The organism is Buttiauxella sp. S19-1 (genome assembly GCF_022134725.1).
GTDB classification, from domain to species: domain Bacteria; phylum Pseudomonadota; class Gammaproteobacteria; order Enterobacterales; family Enterobacteriaceae; genus Buttiauxella; species Buttiauxella ferragutiae.
Window position 1 is genome coordinate 1 of record NZ_JAHWLU010000039.1, and the last position, 26,749, is coordinate 26,749.

Annotated in this window: 29 protein-coding genes, 1 riboswitch and 1 other annotated feature; of the genes, 19 read left to right on the forward strand and 10 right to left on the reverse strand. The window is 52.6% G+C overall.

The features are described 5' to 3' along the window. The coding region (locus MES37_RS10875) for a sulfatase-like hydrolase/transferase (protein WP_237931391.1) at positions 1 to 768 on the forward strand (768 nt) is incomplete at its 5' end. 64 nt (positions 769 to 832) lie between these two features. Here the strand turns inward: MES37_RS10875 and hisIE are convergent. The 9 genes from hisIE to hisL form a co-directional block, all read right to left on the reverse strand. Further along, the gene (gene hisIE / locus MES37_RS10880) at positions 833 to 1,444 is read right to left on the reverse strand and encodes a bifunctional phosphoribosyl-AMP cyclohydrolase/phosphoribosyl-ATP diphosphatase HisIE (protein ID WP_121815327.1); all 612 of its coding nucleotides are present in this window, start codon (positions 1,442 to 1,444) and stop codon (positions 833 to 835) included. Then, positions 1,438 to 2,214, reverse strand: coding sequence for an imidazole glycerol phosphate synthase subunit HisF (hisF, locus tag MES37_RS10885; RefSeq protein WP_237931393.1), 777 nt, complete (start codon positions 2,212 to 2,214; stop codon positions 1,438 to 1,440). Before hisF ends, hisIE begins: the two co-directional genes overlap by 7 nt. Next, positions 2,196 to 2,933: a 1-(5-phosphoribosyl)-5-[(5-phosphoribosylamino)methylideneamino]imidazole-4-carboxamide isomerase gene (hisA, locus tag MES37_RS10890; protein ID WP_237931395.1), complete on the reverse strand. Its 738-nt coding sequence runs from the start codon at positions 2,931 to 2,933 to the stop codon at positions 2,196 to 2,198. Before hisA ends, hisF begins: the two co-directional genes overlap by 19 nt. Positions 2,934 to 2,938: 5 nt before the next feature. After that, positions 2,939 to 3,529, reverse strand: coding sequence for an imidazole glycerol phosphate synthase subunit HisH (gene hisH, locus MES37_RS10895; protein WP_121815329.1), 591 nt, complete (start codon positions 3,527 to 3,529; stop codon positions 2,939 to 2,941). Then, entirely contained in the window at positions 3,529 to 4,596 is a 1,068-nt protein-coding gene (gene hisB, locus MES37_RS10900; protein WP_064545278.1) for a bifunctional histidinol-phosphatase/imidazoleglycerol-phosphate dehydratase HisB, read from the reverse strand. The genes hisH and hisB overlap by 1 nt, the downstream gene beginning before the upstream one ends. Next, positions 4,593 to 5,675 carry a histidinol-phosphate transaminase gene (hisC, locus tag MES37_RS10905; protein ID WP_237931398.1) on the reverse strand — a complete coding sequence of 361 codons (1,083 nt, stop codon included), beginning with the start codon at positions 5,673 to 5,675 and terminating at the stop codon, positions 4,593 to 4,595. The genes hisB and hisC overlap by 4 nt, the downstream gene beginning before the upstream one ends. Continuing rightward, positions 5,672 to 6,979 (reverse strand): histidinol dehydrogenase, encoded by a 1,308-nt coding sequence (hisD, locus tag MES37_RS10910; protein ID WP_237931400.1) that lies wholly within the window; start codon positions 6,977 to 6,979, stop codon positions 5,672 to 5,674. The genes hisC and hisD overlap by 4 nt, the downstream gene beginning before the upstream one ends. Before the next feature lie 4 nt (positions 6,980 to 6,983). After that, positions 6,984 to 7,883, reverse strand: coding sequence for an ATP phosphoribosyltransferase (gene hisG, locus MES37_RS10915; protein WP_064545284.1), 900 nt, complete (start codon positions 7,881 to 7,883; stop codon positions 6,984 to 6,986). A gap of 36 nt (positions 7,884 to 7,919) precedes the next feature. Beyond that, positions 7,920 to 8,042, reverse strand: a sequence feature (His leader region). After that, positions 8,018 to 8,068 (reverse strand): his operon leader peptide, encoded by a 51-nt coding sequence (hisL, locus tag MES37_RS10920; RefSeq protein ID WP_202914407.1) that lies wholly within the window; start codon positions 8,066 to 8,068, stop codon positions 8,018 to 8,020. Its footprint overlaps the feature before it by 25 nt. 197 nt (positions 8,069 to 8,265) lie before the next feature. On the opposite strand from hisL, the gene MES37_RS10925 reads away from it, so the two are divergent. From MES37_RS10925 to MES37_RS10940, 5 genes are all read left to right on the forward strand, one after another. Next, positions 8,266 to 9,093 carry an SDR family oxidoreductase gene (locus MES37_RS10925; RefSeq protein WP_121815334.1) on the forward strand — a complete coding sequence of 276 codons (828 nt, stop codon included), beginning with the start codon at positions 8,266 to 8,268 and terminating at the stop codon, positions 9,091 to 9,093. A gap of 38 nt (positions 9,094 to 9,131) precedes the next feature. Beyond that, positions 9,132 to 10,058, forward strand: a complete 927-nt coding sequence (locus MES37_RS10930; RefSeq protein ID WP_237931402.1) for a LysR substrate-binding domain-containing protein — start codon at positions 9,132 to 9,134, stop codon at positions 10,056 to 10,058. 126 nt (positions 10,059 to 10,184) lie between these two features. Continuing rightward, positions 10,185 to 11,483 carry a 4-aminobutyrate--2-oxoglutarate transaminase gene (gabT, locus tag MES37_RS10935; protein WP_064545289.1) on the forward strand — a complete coding sequence of 433 codons (1,299 nt, stop codon included), beginning with the start codon at positions 10,185 to 10,187 and terminating at the stop codon, positions 11,481 to 11,483. Positions 11,484 to 11,637: 154 nt separating this feature from the next. Then, entirely contained in the window at positions 11,638 to 11,700 is a 63-nt protein-coding gene (gene yoeI / locus MES37_RS24935; RefSeq protein WP_115631794.1) for a membrane protein YoeI, read from the forward strand. Further along, complete coding sequence (locus tag MES37_RS10940; RefSeq protein WP_064545291.1) at positions 11,690 to 13,054, forward strand: APC family permease; 1,365 nt, start codon at positions 11,690 to 11,692, stop codon at positions 13,052 to 13,054. Before yoeI ends, MES37_RS10940 begins: the two co-directional genes overlap by 11 nt. Positions 13,055 to 13,167: 113 nt before the next feature. Here the strand turns inward: MES37_RS10940 and sbcB are convergent, their stop codons facing one another. After that, a complete protein-coding gene (sbcB, locus tag MES37_RS10945) occupies positions 13,168 to 14,595 on the reverse strand; it encodes an exodeoxyribonuclease I (RefSeq protein ID WP_064545293.1) in 1,428 nt (475 codons plus the stop codon). 276 nt (positions 14,596 to 14,871) lie between these two features. On the opposite strand from sbcB, the gene dacD reads away from it, so the two are divergent. The 13 genes from dacD to MES37_RS11010 all read left to right on the forward strand — a co-directional run bounded on the left by dacD (position 14,872) and on the right by MES37_RS11010 (position 26,744). After that, positions 14,872 to 16,038 carry a serine-type D-Ala-D-Ala carboxypeptidase DacD gene (dacD, locus tag MES37_RS10950; RefSeq protein ID WP_064545354.1) on the forward strand — a complete coding sequence of 389 codons (1,167 nt, stop codon included), beginning with the start codon at positions 14,872 to 14,874 and terminating at the stop codon, positions 16,036 to 16,038. Positions 16,039 to 16,257: 219 nt separating this feature from the next. Next, positions 16,258 to 16,728, forward strand: a complete 471-nt coding sequence (gene sbmC / locus MES37_RS10955; protein WP_064545295.1) for a DNA gyrase inhibitor SbmC — start codon at positions 16,258 to 16,260, stop codon at positions 16,726 to 16,728. Between the two features lie 90 nt (positions 16,729 to 16,818). After that, positions 16,819 to 17,877, forward strand: coding sequence for an FUSC family protein (locus MES37_RS10960; protein WP_064545296.1), 1,059 nt, complete (start codon positions 16,819 to 16,821; stop codon positions 17,875 to 17,877). A 155-nt stretch (positions 17,878 to 18,032) separates the two neighbouring features. Beyond that, positions 18,033 to 18,353 (forward strand): DUF496 family protein, encoded by a 321-nt coding sequence (locus tag MES37_RS10965; RefSeq protein WP_064545298.1) that lies wholly within the window; start codon positions 18,033 to 18,035, stop codon positions 18,351 to 18,353. A gap of 294 nt (positions 18,354 to 18,647) precedes the next feature. Next, positions 18,648 to 18,827: riboswitch (cobalamin riboswitch) on the forward strand. A gap of 109 nt (positions 18,828 to 18,936) precedes the next feature. Next, the gene (locus MES37_RS10970) at positions 18,937 to 20,319 is read left to right on the forward strand and encodes a cobyrinate a,c-diamide synthase (protein WP_237931431.1); all 1,383 of its coding nucleotides are present in this window, start codon (positions 18,937 to 18,939) and stop codon (positions 20,317 to 20,319) included. Beyond that, the gene (cbiB, locus tag MES37_RS10975) at positions 20,316 to 21,275 is read left to right on the forward strand and encodes an adenosylcobinamide-phosphate synthase CbiB (RefSeq protein ID WP_232886709.1); all 960 of its coding nucleotides are present in this window, start codon (positions 20,316 to 20,318) and stop codon (positions 21,273 to 21,275) included. The genes MES37_RS10970 and cbiB overlap by 4 nt, the downstream gene beginning before the upstream one ends. A gap of 9 nt (positions 21,276 to 21,284) precedes the next feature. Beyond that, on the forward strand, positions 21,285 to 21,917 hold the full coding sequence (locus MES37_RS10980) for a cobalt-precorrin-8 methylmutase (RefSeq protein WP_237931404.1): 633 nt from the start codon (positions 21,285 to 21,287) through the stop codon (positions 21,915 to 21,917). Further along, positions 21,914 to 23,062, forward strand: coding sequence for a cobalt-precorrin-5B (C(1))-methyltransferase CbiD (gene cbiD, locus MES37_RS10985; RefSeq protein ID WP_237931406.1), 1,149 nt, complete (start codon positions 21,914 to 21,916; stop codon positions 23,060 to 23,062). The genes MES37_RS10980 and cbiD overlap by 4 nt, the downstream gene beginning before the upstream one ends. Further along, positions 23,056 to 23,658 carry a cobalt-precorrin-7 (C(5))-methyltransferase gene (locus tag MES37_RS10990; RefSeq protein ID WP_064545308.1) on the forward strand — a complete coding sequence of 201 codons (603 nt, stop codon included), beginning with the start codon at positions 23,056 to 23,058 and terminating at the stop codon, positions 23,656 to 23,658. The genes cbiD and MES37_RS10990 overlap by 7 nt, the downstream gene beginning before the upstream one ends. Next, positions 23,648 to 24,217: a decarboxylating cobalt-precorrin-6B (C(15))-methyltransferase gene (locus MES37_RS10995; RefSeq protein WP_237931408.1), complete on the forward strand. Its 570-nt coding sequence runs from the start codon at positions 23,648 to 23,650 to the stop codon at positions 24,215 to 24,217. Before MES37_RS10990 ends, MES37_RS10995 begins: the two co-directional genes overlap by 11 nt. Then, a complete protein-coding gene (locus tag MES37_RS11000; protein ID WP_237931410.1) occupies positions 24,210 to 24,983 on the forward strand; it encodes a cobalt-precorrin-4 methyltransferase in 774 nt (257 codons plus the stop codon). Before MES37_RS10995 ends, MES37_RS11000 begins: the two co-directional genes overlap by 8 nt. Then, positions 24,964 to 26,025, forward strand: a complete 1,062-nt coding sequence (gene cbiG, locus MES37_RS11005) for a cobalt-precorrin 5A hydrolase (RefSeq protein WP_237931412.1) — start codon at positions 24,964 to 24,966, stop codon at positions 26,023 to 26,025. The genes MES37_RS11000 and cbiG overlap by 20 nt, the downstream gene beginning before the upstream one ends. After that, positions 26,019 to 26,744 carry a precorrin-3B C(17)-methyltransferase gene (locus MES37_RS11010; RefSeq protein ID WP_237931414.1) on the forward strand — a complete coding sequence of 242 codons (726 nt, stop codon included), beginning with the start codon at positions 26,019 to 26,021 and terminating at the stop codon, positions 26,742 to 26,744. The genes cbiG and MES37_RS11010 overlap by 7 nt, the downstream gene beginning before the upstream one ends. The last annotated feature ends 5 nt before the right edge of the window (positions 26,745 to 26,749 follow it).

A 26,749-nucleotide genomic window follows, 5' to 3' on the forward strand; every position in this document is an offset into this window, starting at 1 on the left:
CTACACAATAAAGGTTTTCAGTCTATTGCTGCTCACAATAATATTAAAAACTTTTGGCGCAGGGATATGGTATATGAGAAGTTTGGTTTTGATAAATTTATAAGTCTAACAGATATGGGGGATCTGCCTCAGGAATATGTTGCGCAACGGAAACCTTGGCAATGGCAACCTGATGACTTTTTGCTATATCGCTCAGTCTTGAATGAAGTAAAAAATAATAAAGGTGGTAAGCTCTTTTTCAATCTTATGACAATGTCATCACATGGGCCTTATCAATTTGATAATGATTTCGGTGAAGGTGTTTATACTTTTAAATTACATGAGGCAATAACTCGACTCACTGAGTTTACTGAGAAATTGGAACAAATAGATCCGAACGCTATAATTTTAGTCTATGGTGATCATAAACCAGCTCTCAATAGATATTTCTTTGAAAGAAAAGTATTTCCGCCAAGTTTCTTTATTAAAACAGGTGTTGAGGATTATGATTTTGTGTTTAAAGGGAGTGTGACACCTGAGGATTTTGGAGATGTGCCAGTGTTCATTAAAGGAGGTAATGAAAAACTCGTTAGTAAATTTATTTCAGATGCGAATGAGAAACCATTTTTTTGCTTGACCTCAATTTTTGATAGTTACTTCATAAATTCTGGTTTATTTTCTTTCGATTATAGTCTGAAACACGGTTGTCTGGACCCACAACCGTACGACTACCATAAAATGGTGACGATGACCCCAGCTTGGGTGTACTCACTATCACTGTTTGAATAGTATTTCTTACACCATTTATTACGGGCAAAATAAACCATCGAAAATGGTTTATTTTGCCCAAAACCTACTTATGCCTTTCCCGTAAATTCTCAATCACCGCACTCAAATCCAGTTCCTGATCCTGCAATAGCACCAGCAAGTGATAGACCAAATCCGATGCTTCATTCTTCAGCTCAAAGCGGTCATTAACCGTTGCTGCCAGCGCCGTTTCCACGCCTTCTTCACCCACTTTCTGGGCAATACGCTTGGTTCCACTTGCGTATAGTTTCGCGGTATACGAACTTTCCGGGTCTGCACTCTTACGCGAGGCCAGTAGTTGCTCAAGTTGATACAAGAAGTGCCAGTCGTGATGGGTTTCACCGAAGCAGCTTGAGGTGCCTAAATGGCAGGTTGGCCCAATTGGGTTCACCAGAATCAGCAGCGTGTCGTTATCGCAATCTGGGGCAATACTGACCACGCCCAGGAAGTTTCCGGAGGTTTCACCTTTGGTCCACAAACGCTGTTTGGTGCGGGAGAAGAACGTCACTTTTCCGCTTTGTTCAGTCTGTGCCAGCGCTTCCGCATTCATGTATCCCAGCATCAACACTTCGCCAGATTTCGCGTGTTGGACGATGACCGGCATCAGGCCAGCGGTTTTTTCCCAGTCCAGTTTTTCTCTTTGTTCTTGTGTTAGCACACTCTTATCTCCACGCCTTGTTGAGCCAGAAAAAGTTTCAACTCACCAATATTGATAATTTGCTTATGGAACACAGATGCAGCCAGTGCAGCGTCGACATCTGCATCACGGAAGGCTTCAAGGAAGTGTTCCATGGTTCCCGCACCGCCTGATGCAATTAATGGCACGTGGCAAACTTCACGCACTTTCTTCAATTGCTCCAGATCGTAACCGTTACGCACGCCATCCTGGTTCATCATATTCAGGACGATTTCCCCGGCTCCACGCTTTTGCACTTCCTGCACCCAGTCCACGGTTTCCCACGTCGTGACACGCGTACGGCTTTCGTCACCGGTATATTGATTGACGTGATATTTCCCGGTTTCGCTATCAAACCAGGTATCAATACCCACCACAATACACTGCACGCCAAAACGGTCCGCCAGACGAGTGATTAGCTCTGGATCTGCCAGAGCAGGGGAGTTGATGGAAATTTTATCCGCGCCATATGAGAGAATTTGTGCCGCATCTTCAATCGACTTAATCCCGCCTGCCACGCAGAAAGGTATATCGATAACTTCCGCCACGCGCGACACCCAGCTTTTATCTACCACACGGCCATCGCTCGACGCGGTAATGTCGTAGAACACCAGTTCGTCGGCGCCTTCGGCAGCGTAACGTTGCGCGAGCGGCACGATATCACCGATGATTTCATGGTTGCGGAACTGCACACCTTTTACGACTTGCCCGTCGCGTACGTCCAGGCAAGGAATTATCCGTTTTGCCAGCATGAAATCGCCTCCGTTACGTTGAATTTCCCTTCCAGCAGTGCGCGACCAACAATCACACCTTGTACGCCAGTGCCACGCAGTGCGGCTATATCGCCGATGTCGCCAATGCCGCCGGATGACTGGAACGCCACTTGCGGGAAACGTGCGCAAACTTCTTCATACAGCGAAACGTTCGAACCCGCCAGCGTGCCATCGCGAGAAATATCGGTACACAGAACGTGCTTGAGCCCAACCGGTAGATAGGTTTCCACTAGTTCTTCAAGCGAAACGCCGGAGTTCTCTTGCCAGCCACTCACCGCAACATGTTTGTTGCCTTGTTCATCGATACGCACATCCAGCGCTAGCACCAGTGCATCCGCGCCAAAACGCGTAAACCAGCCCTTCACGACTTCAGGTGATTTAACGGCGGTTGAGCCCACCACTACGCGGGCGACACCGGCTTCCAGCAACGCGGCCACATCGTCTTCAGTACGGACTCCACCGCCGACCTGAACCGGAATATTGACGCCAGCCACCAGTGTTTTAATCAGTGGGATTTGGCGTTTTGCCGGGTCTTTTGCGCCGGTCAAATCGACCAGGTGCAACACCTGCGCACCTTGCGCTTCGTAATCTTGCAGGCGCGGTAACGGATCGTTGCCGTAATCGCGCTGTTGGCCGTAATCCCCCTGATGGAGGCGCACCACTGTGCCGTCTATTAAATCGAGAGCGGGAATGATCATGGTGCTTACATCTCCAGGAAGTTTTTCAGTAATTTTGCGCCTGCCGCACCCGAGCGTTCCGGGTGGAATTGCACACCAAAGAAGTTATCTTTTTGCACCGCTGCGGTGAAGGCTTCGCCGTAGCTGGCTTGCGCGATGGTATTGGCGCAAACCGGCATTGCATAGCTGTGCACAAAGTAAAAATAATCGCCGTCGTCGATGCCACGGAACAAGCGGTCGCCCGCTTTCGGGTAAACACGGTTCCAGCCCATGTGTGGCAAAGGCAAACCGTGGTCGACCATTTTCAACACCGGTTGCTCGATAATGCCCAGCATATCTATGCCGTTGCTTTCGTCGCTGCGCGCGCCTAATAGCTGCATGCCGAGGCAAATCCCCAGTACCGGTTGGGTACAGGCTTTAATGAGATCGACCAGTTCACGCTCGCGGATTTGGTTCATTGCCGCCTGAGCGGTACCCACGCCGGGTAAAAAGAGTTTATCGGCGCGTAGCACCACATCCGGGTCGCGGCTGACCAAAGGCTCATAGCCGTGGCGCTGAATGGCTGATTTTACCGAATGCAGGTTGGCGCAGCCGGTATCGAGGATCACCACATCCATCACAACACTCCTTTCGAGGAGGGCAGCGTATCACCTTCAACTTTAATCGCCTGGCGCAGCGTGCGGCCAAAGACTTTAAACAGGCTTTCGACACGGTGATGGTCGTTTTTTCCTTTGGTTTTCAGGTGCAGCGTCACGCCCATGGTGTATGACAGCGAACGGAAGAAGTGCTCGACCATCTCGGTGCTCAAATCACCCACGCGCTGGAAGTTGTACTCGGCTTTATATTCAAGGTGCGGGCGGCCAGAAATATCCAGCGCACAGCGTGCCAGGCATTCGTCCATCGGCAAGGTGAAACCAAAGCGCGTAATACCGCGTTTGTCACCCAGAGCAATTTTCAGCGCTTCGCCCAGTGCCAGGCCGGTGTCTTCAACGGTGTGGTGGTCGTCGATATAAAGATCACCTTTCACGCTGATATCCATCCGGAAACCGCCGTGGGTCGCAATCTGGTCCAGCATGTGGTCGAAGAAGCCCACACCGGTATTGATTTTGCTGCCGCCTTCGCGGTCGAGCCAAACCTGCACGTCGATTTGCGTCTCTTTGGTGGCGCGTTCAACATGGGCGTAGCGGTCACGTTTAGTCAGCTTTTCGCCGATCATCGGCCAGTTCAGCGTTTCGCCGTGGTAGCGTAAACCCTGAATCCCCATGTTTTCAGCCAGTTCGATATCTGTCGCACGGTCACCAATCACATAGCTGTTTGGCTTATCCAGCACACCTTCTTCCAGGTAACCTTTCACCAGAGCAATTTTAGGCTTACGGCAATCGCAATTGTCCGCAGGTAAGTGCGGGCAAATCAGCACATCGTCAAAATTTACGCCCTGCGAGGTAAACACTTGCATCATCAGGTTGTGCGGGCCGTCGAAATCCGCCTGCGGGAAACTGTCGGTTCCCAAACCATCCTGATTGGTGATCATCACCAGCTTGTAGCCCGCTTTTTGTAATTGCAGCAGAGCGGGGATCACCGCTGGCTCAAAGGCTAACTTGTCCATGCGATCCACCTGGAAATCTTTCGGTGGCTCGGAAATTAAGGTGCCGTCACGGTCGATAAAAAGAATTTTCTGGCTCACACGCCCTCCGTGGCCGTCAGGCCGGGTTGTTCACGCAGCGCAGCAAGGGTGCGCTCGCACTCAAGACGGGTGCCAACGGTAATCCGCAGGCAGCCGCTTAATGATGGTTGTTTGTTTTGGTCACGTAAGATAATGCCCTGATCCCACAGAGATTTAAATACAGCACTTGAGGCGGTGATGCGTGCGAGGACATAGTTTGTTTCGGAGTCGAAAACTTGCTCAACGCAGTCAATGTCTTGCAGTGCGGTGACCAGGAATTGGCGATTCACCAGCACTTGCGCCACACGTTCGCGCATCGCATTAATGCCTTGCGGGCTTAATGCCTGAGCGGCGATATCAGCAACCGGTGTTGAAAGCGGATAAGGTGCGATGACTTTCATCAGCAAGTTAATCACTTCTTCATTCGCCAGGGTGAAACCACAGCGTAATCCGGCCAGCGCAAATGCTTTGGAGAGTGTACGCAGCACCACAAGGTGCGGATACTCATTCAACCAGCCAGCGAGTGTGGCCTGTGGGCAAAACTCAATATAGGCTTCGTCGGCAACCACCAGTGCTTTACCACGTGCCATTTCCAGCAGAACACGCAAATCCTGTGGATTGATCAACTGTCCGGTGGGGTTGTTCGGGCTGCAAACGTAAATCACTTTCACGCCATCAAGATTTTCGGCGATAGCGGGCAAATCAAGTTGCCAGTTTTCCAGTGCCTGCACGGTGCGGCATTCCACACCAATAGTTTCAGCGCTGACGCTATACATACCGTAAGTCGGCGGGCAATACAGCACCGCGTCTTTACCCGGTTCGCAAAATGCGCGGATCAGCAGTTCGATACCTTCATCGGCACCACGGCTCACCAAAACTTGCTCGGGTTTCACGCCAGAGTATTCGGCGTAGCGTTCAATCACCAGTTTTGGCTGGCATTCCGGATAGCGGTTCAGCGTCTGTTGCGTCAGCTGATATTCCACTGCCGTGGGATATTCATTGGCGTTTAACCACACATCGCCATTACCGCCCAGACGGCGAGCCGACTGGTAAGGGGTCAGGGCGCGGACATTTTCGCGGGCTAACTCAATAATGCTCATTGCATCTCCTTCAGCGCAGCAACGCGCAGGGTAACAGCGTTTTTGTGGGCATCCAGCAGCTCGGCGGCGGCCAGAGTTTCAATCGTTTTAGCCAGGCTTGCAAAACCTTGTGGCGAGAGTTCCTGAACCGTCATACGTTTCTGGAAATCCGCCAGACCAAGGCTTGAACAGGTCGAGGTGTAACCGTAGGTCGGCAGGACGTGGTTGGTGCCAGAAGCATAGTCGCCAGCGGATTCCGGTGACCAGTCACCGAGAAATACCGAACCGGCACTGCTGATAGAGTCGACCAGGTCGCGGGCGTTACGCGTCTGGATAATCAGGTGCTCCGGGCCGTACTGGTTAGAAATCTCAATGCACTGCTCTAAATCATGGGCCACAATCAGGCGGCTGCTTTCCAGAGCTTTACGCGCCGTTTCAGCCCGTGGCAGAGCTGCTAACTGGCGTTCAACGGCTTCGGCAACGGCTTGCGCCATTTGCGCGTCTGGCGTCAGTAAAATAACTTGCGAATCCGGGCCGTGTTCTGCCTGTGAAAGCAGGTCGGATGCCACGAAGTCAGGCGTCGCGCCGCTGTCGGCAATCACTAAAACTTCAGACGGGCCAGCAGGCATGTCGATGGCCGCGCCATCAAGACGCTGGCTGACCTGGCGTTTAGCTTCGGTAACAAAAGCGTTACCTGGCCCAAAAATCTTATCCACTTTCGGGATGCTTTCGGTGCCCAGTGCCAGCGCGGCAATAGCCTGTGCGCCGCCTACCTGAAACACTTCCTGCACACCACACAGTTGCGCGGCATAGAGAATTTCATCGGCAATCGGCGGTGGTGAACACAACACCACTTTTTTGCAGCCGGCAATACGTGCAGGCGTGGCAAGCATCAATACGGTTGAAAACAGCGGGGCAGAGCCGCCAGGGATATATAAACCGACGGAGGCAACCGGGCGCGTCACTTGTTGGCAGCGTACGCCAGGCATGGTTTCAATATCGACCGTCGCCAGTTGCTGAGCCACGTGGAATTTTTCAATATTCGCAACAGCCACCGCCATCGCATCTTTAATTTCTGAACCCAGGCGCGCCACGGCTGCGGCAATTTCCTGCTCGCTGACTTTCAGTTGTTGCACATCGGTTTTATCGAACTTTGCGCTGTATTCGCGCAACGCCGCATCACCGTTGGCTTTCACATTATTAAGAATTTCAGCAACCGTGCGGGTAATGCTTTCCGATGCAGAAATGGCAGGGCGGGTGAGCAACGCCTGTTGCGCTGCTGCATCGCACTCATTCCAGTTAATCAACGTATTGAAGTTTGCCATGGTGTTACTCCATCATCTTCTCAATTGGTAACACCAGAATTGAACTGGCTCCCAGCGCTTTCAGTTTTTCCATGGTTTCCCAGAACAGGGTTTCACTACTCACCATGTGCATCGCCACGCGTTGCTGGTCGCCCGCCAGTGGCAGAATGGTTGGGCGTTCAGCGCCTGGCAGCAGAGAAATAATCTCATCCAGACGCTCGCTTGGTGCATGCAACATAATGTATTTCGATTCACGTGCCTGAATCACACCCTGGATGCGGGTCATCAGTTTGTCGATCAGTTGTTGTTTGGCTTCTGGCATTTCGCCGTCACGCTGAATCAGGCAGGCTTTAGAGCGGTAAATTACTTCTACTTCGCGCAGGCCGTTAGCTTCAAGTGTTGCGCCAGTGGAAACCAGGTCACAAATCGCATCCGCCAGTCCCGCACGTGGCGCAACTTCCACAGAACCGTTCAGTAAACAGGATTTGAATTGCACACCTTTGCCATCAAGGTAGCGCTTTAACAGGTGCGGATAAGAAGTGGCGATACGTTTATTGTTGAGGCTTGCCGGGCCATCCCAGGGCTCATCAACTGAAATCGCCAGTGAGAAACGGCAGCCACCGAAATCAAGGCGACGCAGCGTGAAGTAACGTGGGTCTTCGCCCTGTGCGCGGCGCGTCAGCAACTCTTCTTCCAGCACGTTCTCGCCAATAATGCCGAGGTCGACCACACCGTCCATAATCAGCCCAGGAATATCGTCATCACGGACACGCAAAATGTCGATTGGCATATTTTCTGCCAGCGCAATCAGGCGCTGAGTGTGCAGGTTGATTTTTATGCCACAGCGAGCGAGCAATTCGCGTGAATCATCGCTTAAACGGCCTGATTTCTGAATAGCTATGCGTAAACGGTTGTTGTCTAACATGGGTAAATACTCCTGGTAAATTCTTGTCTGACGCCCAAAAAAAAGCCCCCGGAAGAAATCTTCCGGGGGCTTATTGACTCGTTCATGCACCACTGGAAGATTTTTCTGTCTCCCAGCACACATCGCCTGAAAGACTAGTCAGGATGATGGTGATGATGGTGGTTAGTATTTTGAACGCGTGTCATAAGATTCTCGTATGAATGACTATTCATTGTGTGCAATTAACCTAAACCAGTTCCCCCTTTCAGCGCAAGTGCTTTTTATCCCCGCAATTAATATTCTGTTTAGCAGCACTGATTGTCAGTTGCGCAGTCCTGGCGTAGCCTTAATCAAGAGCTAAAAATCGCAGCAGTGAGAAATGCTGCAATCCAGGAGAGAAGGCATGAAAAAAGTTGCGATTGTCGGGTTAGGCTGGCTGGGAATGCCGCTTGCGATGTCTTTGTCAGCGCGGGGTTGGCAAGTGACAGGAAGCAAAACCACCCTTGATGGCGTCGAGGCCGCGCGCATGAGCGGTATCGACAGTTATCAACTGCAACTGACCCCCGAACTGATTTGCGAGAGCGACGATCTAGATGCATTGCTTGATGTGGATGCGTTGGTCATCACGCTGCCAGCTCGGCGCACCGGTGAAGGCGACGATTTTTATCTGCAGGCGGTGCAGGAAATTGTCGACAGCGCGTTAGCTCACGATATTCCGCGTATCATTTTCACTAGCTCCACCTCGGTGTATGGCGAAAGAGAAGGCACGGTGAAAGAAACGTCGCCACTTGAGCCGGTTACCGCCAGTGGGCGCGTACTTAAAGAGCTGGAAACCTGGTTACATGATTTACCTGGGACGTCGGTCGATATTCTGCGTCTGGCGGGGTTAGTCGGGCCGGAACGCCATCCAGGACGCTTTTTAGCTGGAAAAACTGACGTGGCGAATGGTGCACATGGCGTCAATCTGGTGCATCTGGAAGATGTCATTTCAGCAATTACGCTGTTGTTACAGGCTCCAAAGGGCGGTCACATCTATAATTTATGTGCGCCAGATCACCCAACGCGTGCCGAGTTCTATTCTTTGATGGCACGTCAGATGAATCTCGACGCACCACAGTTCAGAACTGAAGTGCAAAATGGCCGCGGTAAGCTGGTGGATGGCAACCGTATTTGCAATGAACTTGGGTTTGAATATCAGTATCCAAACCCGCTGGTGATGCCCATGCAGTAACTGCTGTGGGGCATGACTCGTGACTGCCAGGAACGAGTATGAAACCACTGCTGGATGTATTGATCATTCTCGATACCCTCGATAAAGAAGGGAGCTTTGCTGCGGCGGCGGCAAAGCTCTTCAAAACGCCTTCCGCGCTCAGTTATACCGTTCAAAAACTCGAAAACGATCTCAACATTCAAATTCTTGACCGCTCCGGCCACCGCGCGCGTTTTACGCGAACGGGTCAGCTTCTGCTGGAAAAAGGCCGCGAAGTGCTGCATTCCGTACGCGAACTTGAACAGCAGGCAATCAAACTTCATCAGGGCTGGGAAAATGAGCTGGTGATCGGCGTCGACGATTCGTTTCCCTTTTCTTTGCTGACGCCGCTAATCGAAGCTTTTTACAAAAGTTACAGCGTGACACGGCTGAAATTCATCAACGGTGTGCTGGGTGGTTCATGGGAAGCGCTGACCGAAGGGCGGGCCGATATTATTGTTGGTGCGATGAGTGACCCGCCATCCATCAGCGGTTTCGGTTTTACCTTGCTCGGCCAACTCGAAAGCGTGTTTGTCGTCGCACCTCATCATCCACTGGCCGATGCCGAAGAGCCTCTGAATCGTCGCGTTATTAAACGCAGTCGCGCGGTTATTGTGGGGGATACTTCGCGCCTGGAACCGTCACGATCGATGCATTTACTCGAAGATCAAGATGCTATCACCGTTTTTGATTTCAAAACCAAACTCGAATTACAGATAAGCGGCATTGGTTGCGGCTACGTTCCGCGCTATATGGCGCAGCGTTTTATCGAAAGCGGTGTGTTGATTGAAAAAGACGTTGTTTCTCATGTGCCGTTTGTGCCGGTGTGGATTGGCTGGAATGAGCAAACCGCAGGGCTTGCCAGTGAATGGTGGCGCGAGCAAATCGTCAATAATCCTGAAATCGCGGTGGTGTACGGAACCTCGAAAAATAATACCAATGGGTGAGTGGCAGGTCATATTCATCACATCTATTGTTTATAGTGGAACGATATTTCTTCGAAAAGTGTCTTCGCGTTTAAATTCTCTCCTCAACTTTGTTTTATTGAGGTTTTTTGTGCGCAAGGAGTCTGTATGAAGCAAACCAATCAGCAATGGCAGTCACGGCGTGAGCAAGCAGTTCCGCATGGGGTCGGCAATGCGTTGCCGGTCTATATTGAAAAAGCGAAAAATGCGGAAATTTGGGACGTTGAAGGCAAACGCTATATTGATTTTGCTTCTGGTATTGCGGTGCTGAATACCGGGCATAACCATCCTGCAGTGATTGATGCAGTACGTCAACAACTTGAACAATTCACCCATCCTTGTTTCCAGGTCACACCTTACGGCAACTATATTGAGCTTGCCGAACGGTTGAATAAACTGGTGCCGATAAGCGCACCATGCCAGACCTTGTTCCTGACAACAGGAGCAGAAGCGGTGGAAAATGCCATTAAAGTGGCGCGTATTGCTACCGGGCGCTCGGCCATTATTGCATTTCGTGGCGCGTTCCATGGGCGCACGCTGCTGGGCATGGCGTTAACCGGTAAAGTTCAGCCGTATAAAAAAGGTTATGGCCCGTTCCCGGCTGGTATTTACCACGCGCCATATCCTGCTGCTTATCTTGGTGTAAGTGACACTCAGGCTTTGGCATCACTGGCGGGTATTTTTGCCGCTGATGTTTCGCCGGATGAAGTTGCCGCCATCATTATTGAACCGGTACAAGGGGAAGGGGGCTTTTATGCAGCATCACCTTCCTTTATGAAACAATTGCGTGCGCTATGTGATAAGCACGGGATTGTGTTAATTGCCGACGAAATTCAAAGTGGTTTCTGCCGTACCGGTAAAACCTTTGCTATTGAACACAGCGGTGTGGAGCCGGATCTCGTCACCATGGCCAAAAGCCTGGCGGGTGGCTTCCCGTTATCCGCGCTAGTCGGTAAGAAATCGCTGTTTGAAAAAGCGATGCCGGGTGGGCTCGGCGGTACTTATGCCGGGTCGCCGGTGGCAATTGCAGCAGCGCTGGCCGTTACAGACATTATTGAGCAGGAAAATCTCAATCAGCGCGCCCAGATTATTGGCGAGCAAATCACCCTGCGTTTACAGCAAATGGCAGAGCAATTTGACTGCATCGGTGATGTGCGTGGATACGGGGCAATGATTGCGATGGAACTGGTCGAAGAGCGTGACAGCCATCGTCCGAATAAAGAATTAACTCAGGCACTTGTCAAAGAAGCAGGCAAGCAGGGACTGGTTTTATTGTCCTGCGGTGTGCGTGCGAATGTGATTCGTTTTCTTGTCCCTTTAACAGCCGAAAAAGAAATTGTTAATGAGGGCCTCAATATCTTGTCTTCTTGCCTCGAATTAGTGCAAAATACGCGCCTCACTAAATGAGAACAAAAAACCGACGTTAAACGCGTCGGTTATTTTTTTGCATTAAGTTCAAGCAGTCAAACAGGCATCCGCCAAAAAAACCAAGAGGCCGGGCTTCGTACCGGATAGATACTAGCTTTTAAAAAACGACAGTCGTGTCGCCGAGGAAATTTAGATGGGGCAGCTTTTTGCTTTTGCGCAGGTATTCGCCGTTTGGGGGAATGACCATGTCGCTTAACGTCACCGCAGGTGCAAAATCTCGTGTTGAACTCCGTAAGAGCCTTACGCTTATTCCGGTAGTTATGATGGGCCTCGCTTATATGCAGCCTATGACCTTGTTCGATACATTTGGGATTGTATCTGGCCTTACCGACGGACATGTCGCGACGGCTTACGCGTTTGCCCTTGTGGCAATTTTGTTCACCGCGTTAAGTTATGGAAAGCTAGTACGCCGCTTCCCGTCTGCGGGTTCCGCTTATACCTACGCTCAAAAAGCAATCCACCCAGTGGTTGGCTTTATGGTGGGCTGGTCGGCATTGCTTGATTATCTGTTCATGCCGATGATCAACATTTTGCTGGCTAAAATCTATTTTGAAGCCCTGGTGCCGTCTATCCCATCGTGGATTTTCGTGGTGCTGCTGGTTGGCTTTATGACTATCTCCAACCTGCGCGGCATTAAAACCGTGGCAAACTTCAACAGCCTGATTGTTGTGCTGCAGATGATTGTTATGGTGGTTATCACCGGTCTGGTTATTTACGGTGTGGCAAACGGCGAAGGTGCCGGTACGCTTGCCAGCACACGTCCATTCTGGTCTGAGCACGCCAACGTGGTGCCGATGATAACCGGTGCGACCATATTATGTTTCTCGTTCCTTGGTTTTGACGGCATCAGCTCGCTGTCTGAAGAAACCAAAGATGCAGGCCGTGTCATCCCGAAAGCGATTTTCCTGACCGCCCTGATTGGCGGCGTGATCTTCGTTGTGGTGTCTTACTTCCTGCAACTGTACTTCCCGGACATCTCTCGCTTCCATGATCCGGACGCGTCGCAGCCGGAAATCATGCTGTTCGTGGCAGGCAAAGCCTTCCAGTTCGGTATCCTGATTTTCTCCTGCGTGACCGTTCTGGCTTCTGGTATGGCGGCACATGCGGGTGTTTCACGCCTGATGTATGTGATGGGCCGTGATGGCGTGTTCCCGGAGCGTTTCTTCGGCTACATTCATCCGAAATGGCGTACCCCTGCGCTGAACGTGGTTCTGGTGGGTATCATTGCATTGTTCTCGGTTAAATTTGACCTGGTTACTGCGACTGCGCTGATTAACTTCGGTGCGCTGGTGGCGTTCACCTTCGTTAACCTGTCAGTGATTTCCCAGTTCTGGATCCGCGAAGGCCGTAACAAGACCATCAAAGATCACTTCAACTATCTGGTGCTGCCAACTTGCGGCGCACTGACAGTGGGTGCATTGTGGATTAACTTGGAAGAAAGCTCGATGATTCTGGGTCTGATTTGGGCGGCTATCGGCCTGACCTATCTGGCCTTTGTGACTCGTCGCTTCCGTAACCCGGTTCCACAGTTCAACGAAGATTTAGCGTAATCGCTAAACACCAAAAAGGCCGCGCAAGCGGCCTTTTTGTTATGGATGCTTCGTCCTGAACGGGTCTTGTCCTTTGTAGGTCGGATAAGCTTGCGCCATCCGACATCTTGCTATCACCCCACTAAAAACTGCGCATACTCGAACAACTCCTTCAACAACGCCGTCTTCTCTTTATCACTTTCATGCAGGTTATACAGCGCTTCCAGTTCTTGCGCGTAGGCTTGCAACGCTTCCTGAGACAACACTTCACGGCGATGCTGCAACCAGCGCTGCTGCTCGGCTTCATCCAGGGTGCCGGGGAAGTTACGCGCCCGATAATTAAACAATAGCTTCTCAATCCGCTTATCGGCGAAGGTAATGTCCAGCGCGGGTAAATTCTGCGGATCGGTTTGCAGCACAATACGCATGGCTGCGCGGTCGGCATCGCTGAAAAAGCCGTTATACAGCTGCGCATCAACATTATCTGAAGGCACAAAAGGCTCAGCTTCAGCAAAAATCGCCACCGCTTTCTCGCGTACGGAAGGGTGCTCGCGCAATAGCTTCAGGTTATCCAGGCAACGTTGACGATCGATTCCTAAACGTTCTGCATCTTCCGGGCGCAACGTATTCGCCACCGCTAAGACCGGGCATTTATTCAAATGAACCAGCTTGATTGGCACGGCCGCAGTATCACCAAGTGCGGCTTTCGGCGTATACAACCGCTCGCGCAACGCATCCGCATCCAGCTCCAGAAGTGGAGAAATATCACCCGCCAAATCGACCATAATCACCGCGTTTTTGTTATCCGGGTGCCAGGCGAGTGGGGCAATCCAACTGGTGTTACCGCGCCACGCGCCAAACATTCCCGAGACATGTACCAGCGGTTTCATCTGCGGAACATCAATCAGCGTGGTGAGTTTGTGTTTGGAACGGTGGCTGTAGAGATACTCAAACAGGCGTGGCTGGCGGGTTTTCACTAGTTGTGCCATCGCGATAGTGGCGTACACATCAGACATCGCATCGTGTGCATTCGCATGCTCAATGCCGTTGGCTTTGGTCAAATGTTCAAGGCGGAAGCTCGGCAAACCGTCTTCGTTTTCCGGCCAGACAATTCCTTCCGGGCGCAATGCGTAACAGGCGCGCATCACATCGAGCAAATCCCAGCGCGAATTATCGTTTTGCCAGCTCCAGCCATACGGATCATAAAAGTTACGGTAAAAGATATTGCGCGTCACTTCATCATCAAAGCGCACATTGTTGTAACCCACGACGCAGGTTTTTGGATGGGTAAAAATGGTGTGGATGCGTTTTGCAAAATCCGCTTCGTTGACGCCACGCGCCAGCGCTTGTTGCGGAGTAATGCCGGTAATCATCACGGCTTCTGGCTGTGGCAGATAGTCATCCGCCGGTTTGCAGTAAAAAACTTCCGGTTCGCCAATCACGTTAAATTCAGCATCGGTACGAATAGCCGCGAATTGCGCCGGGCGGTCGAGCGATGGACTTTTACCGAAGGTTTCATAATCATGAAAAAGGAAGGTCGGTTGTTGCGTTGTCTTATCCACGGTTTACTCCCGCCCTTGAGTGTTGTTTAACGTACTGTTATTAAACTGAAATCCCACTAAAACCCTCTCCATGTGCCAATCATTGTTATCAGGTACTGCAACCGCCAATGGTAAACCATTAACCGCCCTGCAAGAAGTCTTCGCGATGACGGAATAGTATATTCCTCAACTGTATGCGAGCGCTCTCATTCATATCTTTTTGCAATTTAATTGCGAAAAAAGTCGCAAACTGCAGTAAAAGTGGCGGCTGAATTTTTTGTTACTGAGGGTATATCGTTGAAGATCCGTCTGTTTGTTGTCTGTTCCTTGCTGTCACTTTCTGCTCACTCCGCTTTTGCCGACGATACCTTTGTTAATGCGCCACCCCCTCCACAAATTCAGGCGGGCTCTTGGGTATTGATGGATTACACCACCGGGCAAATTCTGGCAGCGGAAAATGAGCATGTGCGACGCAACCCGGCGAGTCTGACCAAGCTGATGACCGGATACGTGGTCGATCGTGCCATCGACAGTGGCCGCATCACGGCAAACGACATGGTCACTGTCGGCAAAGATGCCTGGGCAAAAGGTAATCCGGTATTTGATGGCTCGTCGCTAATGTTCCTGAAAGCGGGTGACCGACTGACAGTCCATGACCTCAGCCGCGGGTTAATTATTGATTCAGGGAATGATGCTTGTGTTGCTCTGGCAGATTACGTCGCCGGTGGGCAGCCACAATTTGTAGCGATGATGAACAAATACGTGCAGCAGCTCCGCCTGCGCGATACCCACTTCGAAACGGTTCATGGTCTGGATGCACCTGGCCAGCACAGCACAGCCTATGATCTTGCGGTACTTTCGCGTGCAATAATCCACGGTGAACCCGAGTTTTATCACATGTATAGCGAGCGCAGCCTCACCTGGAATGGCATCACGCAACAGAACCGTAATGGTTTGTTGTGGGACAAAGGGCTGAATGTGGACGGCCTGAAGACCGGCCATACTGCGAGCGCTGGCTTTAATCTTATTGCGTCAAGCGTGGTCGGTGAGCGCCGTTTAATTGCGGTGGTCATGGGCGCTGAAAGCCCGAAAGGGCGCGAAGATCAGGCGCGTAAATTACTGCACTGGGGCCAGGATAATTTCGATACCGTACAGGTTCTGCATAAAGGCAAAAAAATTGGTACTGAGGCTATCTGGTACGGTGATAAAAAACAGATCGAAGTCGGTACAAATCAGGATGTTTTTTTGGCGCTGCCAAAATCTGAAGTCCCTAACATTAAAGCCAAATATGTCCTCGACAAGCAAGAGATCGAAGCGCCGATTGCTGCCAACCAACATGTGGGTGAAATCGAGCTTTTTGATCGCGACAAGCTGATTGCCCACTGGCCGTTGGTGACGCTAACGGGCGTCAAAAAGGGCAGCACATGGTCGCGGTTTAGCGACTATCTGAGCCACAAATTGTAATTCCTTAATCAGTGTTAAATGGGTCGACAGTCATGTCGGCCCTTTTTTTCATCTGAACGGCTGGTCTGTACTACGATCTACAGGCGGATCTACAGGCGAAAGTTTTTCAAAAAGCGATCCTGCTCGCAAAGCAACCACATCACCCTGACAATGGATTGTTTCCCTGCACAAGAGTGGTGTATAAACATACAGTATTTTTTAAATCTGTCAGGAGGTCATATGGAATTTAACGTACAACAAGTGAATGAACGTAAAGTCGCTGGTTTTCATATGGTTGGGCCGTGGGAACAAACGGTCCATCAGGGCTTTGAGCAACTTGCCCTGTGGGTCAAAACCCACCAGATAGCCGGGGAAGAATGGCTGGCGGTTTATTACGACAACCCCGACGTCGTACCCGCAGAAAAACTGCGCTGCGACACCGTGGTCTCGGTGGCTGAAAACTTTACCGTGCCGGATAACAGTGAAGGCGTGATTGTGACGAGCATCCAGGGCGGCCAGTATGCGGTGGCACGCGCCCGCGTGGATGACAACGACTTTGCCAAGCCGTGGAATCTGTTTTTTGACAGCGTCCTTGCTAATAATAGCTACCAGATAACCGGAAAACCCTGCTTCGAACACTATCTTAACGATGGTTCAGAAAGTGGAGTCTGGGAAATAGACATGTATATTCCGGTGGCAGATCAAGTCTGATGCTAAAGGGGGCTTATGCCCCCTAACTTTGTGATGTTCATTCCATAAAAACAGGTACAATCCCGTTTTTTATTTTCTGGGGAACTGAGTGTGCGTCCTGACAAATCACTAAGCCCATTTGAGATCCGCATATACCGCAATTACCGTATCGTGCATGGGATCCGCATCGCACTGGCTTTTATTCTCACCTTTCTTATTGTTCATCTTCTGAAAGTGCCCGAAGGGACATGGCCGTTGATCACGCTTGTGGTGGTCATGGGGCCGATCTCTTTTTGGGGCAACGTCGTGCCACGCGCCTTTGAGCGCATTGGTGGGACGATATGCGGTGCAGTCATGGGACTTGTGGCGCTAAAACTTGAGCTGTTCTCGCTACCGCTGATGTTGGTGTGGTGTGCCATTGCCATGTTCATCTGCGGCTATCTGGCGCTGGGGAAACGCCCGTATCAAGCTCTGCTGATTGGCATCACCCTTGCGGTGGTGGTTGGCGCACCGGCAGGAGACATGGAAATTGCCCTTTGGCGCAGCGGCGATGTTATCTTCGGCTCGTTGCTGGCGATGTTATTTACCAGCATTTATCCACAGCGCGCCTTTATCCACTGGCGCATACAAATGGCGAACTTCGTCACCGCCTTTGGTCGGGTTTACAACGCGGGCTTCTCACCTAATTTATTAGAGCGCCCAAGGCTTGAAAAACACTTACACAAAGTGTTGAGTGATGTCGTAAGAATGCGTGCACTCATCGGGCCAAGCAGCAAAGAAACGCATATTCAAAAGTCTATCTTCGAGGCAATACAAACCGTCAGCCGCAATCTGGTGTGCACTCTTGAGTTGCAGGTCAACGCTTACTGGGCATCAAGGGAAAGCCACTTCCTGATGATCAACGCACACACGCTGCGCGAAACGCAACAAATGACCCAGGGCACGCTTGCCGCCATCGCACTGGCCTTGCACGATGGCAACCCGTCGACGATTTCAGCGAACAATGAAAAGCTGACTGAAATCGTCAGCGAGTTGCGCGAGCTCATACAAAATGGCCAAAATGGGAAACTTCAGGAAACGCCTATTCATGGTTACGTCTGGCTGAGTCTGGAACTTGCTCGTCAACTAGAATTGCTGTCGCAGTTGATCTGTCGCGCGTTACGCAAATAATTGCTCAGCCTGGTGTGAATTGCTGGTTTCGATTCAGCAGCAATTGAGGTTAAGATAGCGAAACAATGAATTATCAGCGGCTGCCGCTACCATTAAGGTTATCTTATGGCGGCTGTCTTAACGAATCCGAGTATGAAATTAGCAGGGGTATAAAAATGGAACCAATCAAACCATCTTTCCAGGACGTGCTTGAGTTCGTGCGTCTGTTCCGTCGCAAAAACAAACTGCAGCGTGAAATCCAGGACGTACAGAAAAAGATCCGCGATAACTCAAAACGTGTTCTGCTGCTTGATAACCTGAGCGACTACATCAAACCGGGTATGAGCATTGAAGCTATTCAAGGCATCATCGCCAGCATGAAAACCGACTATGAAGACCGTGTTGATGACTACATCATCAAAAACGCTGAACTGTCTAAAGAGCGTCGTGAAATTTCCAAAAAACTGAAAGTAATGGGCGAAATCAAGGCCGATTAATTAGCTGTCGTAGGGTGGATAAGCGAAAGCGTCATCCACCGTTTGCGCCAGTGTTGTCGGATGGCGCTTCGCTTAGCTGACCTACGCAGAGTTTTTCCAACAGTTTTACCAACCGCCGCCAGGCGGTTTTTTTTATCCCCAGTTTCTGGGGGGCAGATACGCGTCAGCGACATTTACCGTAAAGATTAAAAAATCAGTAAAAATTGTCATAGCGCAACTCTCGAAATCTATTAGCTTTTACACTGTGTCTGCTTTTAAATATTTAAGAGTGTGATGCTTTGAAGGTCACGCTCGCAATAACTGACTCGTTTATGCCACGCGATTAACCAAAATAGTCCGTGGCTGGGAAGGGGGTGACAATCCCCCGCAGCCCCCGCTGCTGTGATGCCGACGAACCCGCAAAACCACTGATCTAATGATTGGGAAGGGCGGGCGAGAGAGACGCTAAGCCAGAAGACCGACTTGTCATCCTTATTCTCAACAACTCCTTCGGTGGGAAGTCAGTTGTCATCAGATGCGTGCAGCCTCAGGGTGCGCGTACGTGCTGACATCCGTGCTTTGCCGAAACAGTGATAAGGCAACCATGGCAGCGGCAGCAAAACACGCATTCGTCATTGCAGGCACCAGCAGCGGCTGTGGTAAAACCACCGTCACGCTCGGGCTGCTCCGCGCCTTCATGCAACGCAACCTTCGCGTTCAACCCTTCAAAATTGGCCCCGACTACCTCGACAGCGGTTGGCACAGTGCAGTAAGCGGCATTGCCTCGCGCAATCTCGATGCTTTCATGTTGCCCACTTCCACGCTAAATGGTTTGTTCGCTAAACAAATGCAGCACGCAGATGTCGCCGTCATCGAAGGGGTGATGGGGTTGTACGACGGCTACGGCACCGACCCCAACTATTGCAGCAGCGCCGCGATGGCAAAACAGCTCGGTTGCCCGGTGATATTGCTGGTCGACGGCAAAGCGGTGTCTACCTCCATTGCCGCCACTGTCATGGGCTTCCAGCGCTTTGACCCAACGCTAAACATCGCAGGCGTTATCCTCAATCGCGTCAACAGCGACAGCCACTACCAGTTACTTGCTGATGCCATCACCCGTTACTGCGGCTTGCCCGTCTTAGGGCGCTTGCCGGTGATGGCCGATGTCGAGTTACCGTCGCGCCACCTCGGCCTGGTTCCGGCACAAGAACACTCCCCGCAAGATGAACGCTGGCAGCGCCTGGCGCAGCAAATTGAAGAAACCGTTAACCTCGACCATCTTCTGGCGTTATCTCGCCTTAATACCCTGCCTCAGGGTGTTGCGCCCGCCATTGCCGATGCCGCACTGGCCGACGGGCTAACACTCGCCCTTGCTGAAGACGAAGCTTTCAACTTCTACTATCCCGATAACCTCGAAATGCTCGAGCACGCCGGGGTGAAAATCCAGCGCTTCAGCCCGCTGCATGACGCAAAAATCCCTGACTGCCAGATGATTTGGCTTGGCGGTGGTTACCCCGAAGTCCATGTGGCAAAACTCGCCGCGAACAGTCGCATGCGCGAATCCCTGCAAGCTGCCCATCAACAGCACATTCCGCTGTATGCCGAATGTGGCGGCTTAATGTATTTGGGCGAAACGCTGACTGACAGCGAAGGCGAAACCCACGCGATGTGCGGCGTGTTGCCAGGCCATAGCCAGATGGGCCAACGCCTGACACGTTTTGGCTATTGCGAGGCCACCGCTGTGCAAAACACCTTGCTGGCGAAAAAAGGCGAAACCTTGCGTGGCCACGAATTTCATTACTCCGATTTCAACGGCCCGTTGCCCGCAGCGTTGGATTGCTGCAAATGGCGTGATGGTGTCGCCGTTTCCCGCTGGCAGGGAGGCGTTCAGCAGCAGGCGACTTTTGCCAGCTACCTGCATGTCCATTTCGCTCAACGCGCGAATTTGCTCACCCCCTGGCTAACGCTTGCGAGGAATCACCTATGACATTGCTTGCCTGGGCTGTGGCCTGGCTGCTGGATTACTGGTTTGGCGACCCGCCGCACTGGCCTCATCCGGTGCGCTGGATAGGCAATCTAATCACCGTAACCCAACGCATTATTCGCCAATTCTGCAAAAGTGACCGCGCGCTGAAAATCGGTGGTGGCGTGCTGTGGCTGGTGGTAGTCGGCGCCACATGGGGCGTGAGCTGGGGCGTGTTGTATCTCGCCAATCTGCTGCATCCGTGGCTCGGGTGGTTAGTCGAAGTGTGGATGATTTACACCGTACTTGCCGCACGTTGCCTGAGCGATGCCGCACTCGACGTTTACCGCGCCCTCAAACATGGAACCCTTGCCGAAAGCCGCGAAAAATTGTCGTGGATTGTTGGGCGCGACACCTCGCAACTTGAGCGCCCGCAAATCACTCGCGCGGTGGTAGAAACCGTGGCTGAAAACAGTGTCGATGGCGTGATTGCTCCGCTGTTTTTCCTGTTGTTAGGCGGCGCACCGCTGGCGATGGCCTACAAAGCAGTCAACACGCTGGACTCGATGGTGGGGTACAAAACTGAAAAATACCGTGCCATTGGTTATGTCAGCGCCCGGCTCGATGACCTTGCCAATTATTTTCCTGCTCGCCTGAGCTGGCTGCTACTGACCATCGCCGCTTTTTGCTTACGGGCTAATCCCCGTCAGGCTCTGCGCATTGGCTGGCGCGATCGCTATCAACACAGCAGCCCAAACTGTGCCTGGTCTGAAGCCACGGTTGCAGGCGCACTAGGGATCAGGCTCGGCGGGCCGAACACCTATTTTGGCGAGCGGGTAGAAAAACCGTGGATGGGCGATGAGCAGCGCGGCGTCGCCATCGACGACATTACCCGCACTATTCAACTGATGATGCTGGCTTCCCTGTTGGCTTTACTGCTCTTTGCCGCCATGCGCGCGCTCGTGCTCGGCATCGCTTAAGGACACCCGATGAACTACCTGCAACAACCGCAGCTTATTGAACAACACAGCTTTGAAATCATTAGCGAAATAATTGCTGCTGAGCACCCAGCGTATCGTTTTAACGATGCGACCGAGGAAGCGATAATCAAACGGGTTATCCACACCACCGCCGATTTCGAGTGGCTGGATATTCTGTGGTTTTCGCCGGATGTCATTGCACAACTGACAAACAGTTTGCAGCGCGGCTGCACCTTGTACACCGACACCACCATGGCGCTCTCAGGCATTAATAAAACCCTGTTGGCCGAGTTTGGTTGCAGTTGCCGCTGTTATATCAGCGACCCACGCGTGGTGGCTCATGCCAAAGAACAGGGCGTGACCCGCTCGATGGCGGCAGTGGATCTTGCCTTAGAGGAACAGGGCGAAAAGATCTTCGTCTTCGGCAACGCGCCTACCGCACTGTTTCGCTTGCTGGAAAAAGGCGCGCAACCGGCGGCGGTAATCGGCGTACCAGTCGGTTTTGTCGGGGCGGAAGAATCCAAAGAAGCGCTGGTGGAAAGCGGCTTACCAGCGATTGCGGCGCGTGGGCGCAAAGGCGGCAGCAACGTTGCGGCGGCGATTGTCAATGCGCTGCTTTATCGCCTGCGGGAGGCTCAGTGAGCGAACAACCTGCCGATTGCGTCTGGCATAAAGGTAAAGCGTATCGCAAAGGGTACACCACCGGTTCTTGCGCTACGGCGGCGGCAAAAGTCGCTGCATTAATGGTGCTGCGCCAGCACGTCATTGACCAGGTTTCAATCGTGACACCGTCTGGCGTCACGCTACACCTCAACGTTGAAATGCCCGTCATCGAAGGCCTACAGGCGACGGCGGCTATCCGCAAAGACGGCGGCGATGATGTCGACGCCACCCACGGCATGCTGATATTTGCCCGCGTGCAGCTCAACGACAGCGGCACTATCACCCTGCGCGGCGGCACCGGTATTGGCGTGGTCACACGCAAAGGTATCGGCTTGCCTATTGGCGAATCAGCAATCAACCGCACGCCGCGCCAGACAATTGACGCGGCGGTGCGTGAAGTGATTGGCCCTGAGCGCGGTGCGGAAATTGAAATTTTTGCCCCGGAAGGCGAGGCGCGCGCGCAGAAAACCTATAACCATCGCCTCGGGATTTTGGGCGGCATTTCAATCATCGGCACCACTGGCATTGTGATGCCGATGTCTGAAGAGAGCTGGAAGCGTTCGCTGGCGTTAGAGCTGGAAATGAAACGCGCAGCCGGGCTGGATAAAGTGATTCTGGTGCCGGGCAACCACGGCGAACGCTTTGTGCGTGAACAACTGCAACTGGATGGTGAATGCGTGGTGACGATGAGTAACTTTGTCGGCTACATGATTCAGGAAGCGGTGCGCCTCGAATATCGCCATATCGTGCTGATTGGCCACCCCGGCAAACTGGTGAAAGTCGCCGCCGGAATTTTCCACACCCACAGCCACATCGCCGACGGGCGCATGGAAACGCTGGTCGCTCACCTCGCGTTAATGGGCGCGCCGTTTGCGTTACTCGAAGCCGTCAGCCAGTGCGACACCACCGAAGCGGCGCTCGAAATCATTACGGAACAGGGCTGGCAAAGGGTGTTTGAACGCCTGGCAATGCGTATCTGTGAGCGCGTTGCCGAGATGCTGCGTTTTACCCAATCCCCGCCAAAATGTGACGCCATTTTGTTCTCGTTCGAAAACCAGGTGTTAGGCAGCAGCCGTCCGGTCGCAGAGATTGCCGGGGAATTAGCGGGAGAAAAGCGATGCTAACCGTGGTCGGAATTGGGCCTGGTGCCACGGAATACCTCACTTTGCAGGCGCACGCTGCAATTAATGAAGCGCAGATTCTGGTCGGTGGTGCACGTCAGTTGGCGCTGTTTGCTGATATCGGCGCTGAAACCCGTCTGCTGGATAGCGATCTTGACGGCTTAATTTCTTGGCTCCGCGAGCGCCTGGATAAGCGTGTCGTGGTGCTGGCCTCGGGCGATCCGCTGGTTTACGGCATCGGCAAACGGCTGGCGGCGAATTTCCCGCCCGAACAGCTACGCATTATGCCAGGCATTAGCTCTATCCAATATCTATGTGCCAAAGCGGCGGTTGATATGAACGACTTATGGATAACCAGCAGCCACGGGCGTGAACCTGATTTCAATGCCATTGCGGCGCACCAAAAAGTGGCAATGGTGACGGACCAAATCATCGATCCTTACGCCATCGCCCAGGCCATGCTGATGCGTGGCCTGAACCCGACGCTCATTATTGGCGAGAACCTGTCGTCAGCGGATGAACGAATCCATCGCTTGCCAGCCAGTGATGTGGCGCAAAGCTACGCGATGAACGTAGTGGTGATCCTCAATGAAAGATGAACTTTTTTTACGCGGTGCCCGCGTGCCGATGACCAAAGAAGTGGTGCGTACTCAGGCGCTGGATCGCCTGCAATTACAGCACGCCACGCACTTGATCGACATCGGCGCTGGCACCGGCAGCGTGTCGCTGGAAGCGGCAATACGCTACCCACAATTGCAAGTTAGCGCGATTGAACGCAACCCCGATGCACTGGCGTTAATGGCGGAAAACCGCCAGCTCTTTAACTGCCCGAACGTTGAAATCATCAGCGGCTACGCGCCAGTTGAGTTGAATGTGATGGCCGATGCGGTGTTTATCGGCGGCAGCGGCGGGCAATTAACCGAGCTTATCGACTGGTCGCTGGCCCATTTGCATCCTGCCGGGCGGCTGGTGATGACCTTTATTCTGCTGGAAAACTTAACCTGCGCCTTAGCGCATCTCGAGCAGTGCGCTGTGAGCGAAGTTGACTGTCTGCAATTGCAGGTCGCGCAATTCACCAGACTTGGCAGCGGGCACTACTTCAAACCGAACAACCCCACGTATTTGATTTCTTGCCTCAAGGAAGGAAGCCATGACTGAACAATTTGATACCCGCAAAGTGTGGTTTGTTGGTGCGGGGCCAGGCGACAAAGAACTGATCACCCTGAAAGGCTACCGCGTTTTGCAACAAGCGGAAGTGGTGATTTACGCCGGATCGCTGATTAACCCTGAACTGCTCGACTACTGTCCGCCAGGCGCGCAATGCCATGACAGCGCCGCACTCAATCTTGAAGAAATCATTGAACTGATGGAGAACGGCGTAAACGCGGGCAAGCTGGTGGTACGCCTGCAAACCGGCGATCTCTCGCTGTACGGCTCGATTCGTGAGCAGGGCGAAATGCTGACTGAGCGTGGAATTGGCTATGTTTCCGTGCCGGGTGTGAGCGCATTTCTGGGGGCTGCCGCGCAACTTGGCGTGGAATACACCGTGCCGGAAGTCTCGCAAAGTTTGATTATCACGCGCATTGAAGGCCGCACGCCGATGCCTGCGCTCGAACAGTTAGAAGCATTCGCACAGCACCAAACTTCGATGGCGATTTTCCTTTCTGTGCAGCGCATTAACCGCGTGGCAGAGCGCCTGATTGAAGGGGGTTACCCTGCGGATACGCCAGTCGCGGTGGTCTACAAAGCGACCTGGCCCGACTGCCAGGTGTTACGCGGCACCCTGACCACCATCACCGAACAAGTGCGTGAAGCAGGAATTCGCAAAACCGCGCTGATCATGGTCGGGGCATTCCTCGGCGAGGAGTACCACTACTCGAAACTTTATGACGCAGGGTTCAGCCATGAATACCGCAAAGCCTGAGTCGATGGCGCTGTTTTGTCTCACCCCTGGCGGCGTGGCGTTAGCCGAACGGTTGCGCGCGACCCATCCACTGACCTGTTTCACCAGTGAAAAACTGCTGCAACCGGGGTTTATCCCGTTCGGCGGCAGCTTCGCGCAAACCGTGCAACAGGCATTTAGTCAATATTCGGCGCTGGTATTTATCGCCGCTACGGGAATCGTCGTGCGGGTGATTGCACCGCTGGTGAATGACAAGCTGCACGACCCGGCGGTGGTGGTGATGGATGAACGCGGCGAGCATGTGATCAGCCTGCTTTCCGGCCATCTTGGCGGCGCGAATCAACTCACGCGCCAGCTCGCCGCCACCCTGGGGGCCGATCCGGTCATTACCACCGCCACCGATGTTAACCAACTGGCGGCACTCGATACGCTGGCGGCAGCGCTTGACGCCACAATGCAGGATTTCCGCCAGGCGGTGAAAACCATCAACCAAATGTTGGTCAGCCAACAGCGCGTTGGCCTGTGGTGGGACAGCGAATTTGCGCCACATGCCGATCGATACGACACGCGCGGTTTTATCCCGGTCGACAATCTTGATGCGCTGCCAGAGCTGGATGCGTTGGTGTGCGTCACGCTGCGCGATGCGTTACCTCCACAGACGATCCCGTTGTTTAAAGTGGTGCCAAAGCGCGTGGTTGCGGGGATTGGCTGCCGTCGTGATACCGTGCCACACACCGTCGCCAGCTTGTTAAACCAGCAACTGGCGGCCAATCATTTCGACCCGCTAGCCTTGCGGGCGATTGGCAGTGTGTCCCTCAAGCAGGACGAACCCGCGTTGTTAGAACTGGCACACCTGCGACAAATCCCTTTCGAAATCTTTAGCGTTGACCAACTTGCCCAGCATGAATATCGCTTTCCGGCGTCGGAATTTGTGCGCCTCACCGTCGGCGTGGGCAGCGTGTCACAACCCGCTGCGTGGCTGATGAGCAACGGAAACCTGGTGGGCAACACGCTGCGCGAGCAGGGCGTCACCATAACTTTAGGAGTTTCAGACAGATGTTAACGGTAATTGGCATTGGCCCCGGCAGTGAAGCCATGATGACCCAGGAAGCGATTGCGGCCTTGCAGGAAGCGGAAATTGTCGTCGGTTATAAAACCTATACCCACCTGGTGAAGCCATTAACCGGCGACAAACAGGTGATCAAAACCGGCATGTGCAAAGAAATCGAACGCTGCCAGACCGCCATCGAACTGGCGCAAGCCGGGCATAAAGTGGCGCTTATCAGCAGCGGCGACGCCGGAATTTACGGCATGGCAGGGCTGGTGCTGGAGCTGGTGACTTCGCAGCAACTGGATATTGAAGTGCGTCTTGTGGCGGGTATTACCGCTAGCATCGCCGCCGCGTCATTGCTCGGCGCGCCATTGATGCACGATTTTTGCCATATCAGCCTCAGCGATTTATTAACCCCGTGGCCGGTTATTGAAAAACGCATTATTGCTGCCACGTCTGCCGACTTTGTTATCTGCTTCTACAACCCGCGCAGCCGTGGCCGCGAAGGGCACCTGGCACGTGCGTTCGAATTAATGCGCGAGTTTACCCTGCCGCAAACGCCGGTTGGCGTGGTGAAAGCCGCCGGGCGCAAAAAAGAACAAAAATGGCTGACCACCTTTGGCGAAATGGACTTTGAGCCGGTCGATATGACCAGCCTGGTGATTGTCGGCAACAAAACCACCTTCGTGCGCGATGGATTAATGATTACGCCGCGAGGTTACGAGCTATGAGTGAA

Excerpts from the sequence above, each read along its gene's own strand:
- MES37_RS11010 (WP_237931414.1), top strand. The coding sequence starts at position 26,019 with ATGTTAACGGTAATTGGCATTGGCCCCGGCAGTGAAGCCATGATGACC.
- sbmC (WP_064545295.1), top strand. The coding sequence starts at position 16,258 with ATGGAATTTAACGTACAACAAGTGAATGAACGTAAAGTCGCTGGTTTT.
- hisH (WP_121815329.1), bottom strand. The coding sequence starts at position 3,529 with ATGGATGTGGTGATCCTCGATACCGGCTGCGCCAACCTGCATTCGGTA.
- MES37_RS10925 (WP_121815334.1), top strand. The coding sequence starts at position 8,266 with ATGAAAAAAGTTGCGATTGTCGGGTTAGGCTGGCTGGGAATGCCGCTT.
- hisG (WP_064545284.1), bottom strand. The coding sequence starts at position 7,883 with ATGTTAGACAACAACCGTTTACGCATAGCTATTCAGAAATCAGGCCGT.
- MES37_RS10930 (WP_237931402.1), top strand. The coding sequence starts at position 9,132 with ATGAAACCACTGCTGGATGTATTGATCATTCTCGATACCCTCGATAAA.
- hisC (WP_237931398.1), bottom strand. The coding sequence starts at position 5,675 with ATGAGCATTATTGAGTTAGCCCGCGAAAATGTCCGCGCCCTGACCCCT.
- MES37_RS10965 (WP_064545298.1), top strand. The coding sequence starts at position 18,033 with ATGGAACCAATCAAACCATCTTTCCAGGACGTGCTTGAGTTCGTGCGT.
- MES37_RS11000 (WP_237931410.1), top strand. The coding sequence starts at position 24,210 with ATGACTGAACAATTTGATACCCGCAAAGTGTGGTTTGTTGGTGCGGGG.
- MES37_RS10940 (WP_064545291.1), top strand. The coding sequence starts at position 11,690 with ATGTCGCTTAACGTCACCGCAGGTGCAAAATCTCGTGTTGAACTCCGT.
- MES37_RS10995 (WP_237931408.1), top strand. The coding sequence starts at position 23,648 with ATGAAAGATGAACTTTTTTTACGCGGTGCCCGCGTGCCGATGACCAAA.
- MES37_RS10980 (WP_237931404.1), top strand. The coding sequence starts at position 21,285 with ATGAACTACCTGCAACAACCGCAGCTTATTGAACAACACAGCTTTGAA.
- hisF (WP_237931393.1), bottom strand. The coding sequence starts at position 2,214 with ATGCTGGCAAAACGGATAATTCCTTGCCTGGACGTACGCGACGGGCAA.
- MES37_RS10970 (WP_237931431.1), top strand. The coding sequence starts at position 18,937 with ATGGCAGCGGCAGCAAAACACGCATTCGTCATTGCAGGCACCAGCAGC.
- hisA (WP_237931395.1), bottom strand. The coding sequence starts at position 2,933 with ATGATCATTCCCGCTCTCGATTTAATAGACGGCACAGTGGTGCGCCTC.
- MES37_RS10990 (WP_064545308.1), top strand. The coding sequence starts at position 23,056 with ATGCTAACCGTGGTCGGAATTGGGCCTGGTGCCACGGAATACCTCACT.
- gabT (WP_064545289.1), top strand. The coding sequence starts at position 10,185 with ATGAAGCAAACCAATCAGCAATGGCAGTCACGGCGTGAGCAAGCAGTT.
- hisD (WP_237931400.1), bottom strand. The coding sequence starts at position 6,979 with ATGGCAAACTTCAATACGTTGATTAACTGGAATGAGTGCGATGCAGCA.
- cbiG (WP_237931412.1), top strand. The coding sequence starts at position 24,964 with ATGAATACCGCAAAGCCTGAGTCGATGGCGCTGTTTTGTCTCACCCCT.
- cbiB (WP_232886709.1), top strand. The coding sequence starts at position 20,316 with ATGACATTGCTTGCCTGGGCTGTGGCCTGGCTGCTGGATTACTGGTTT.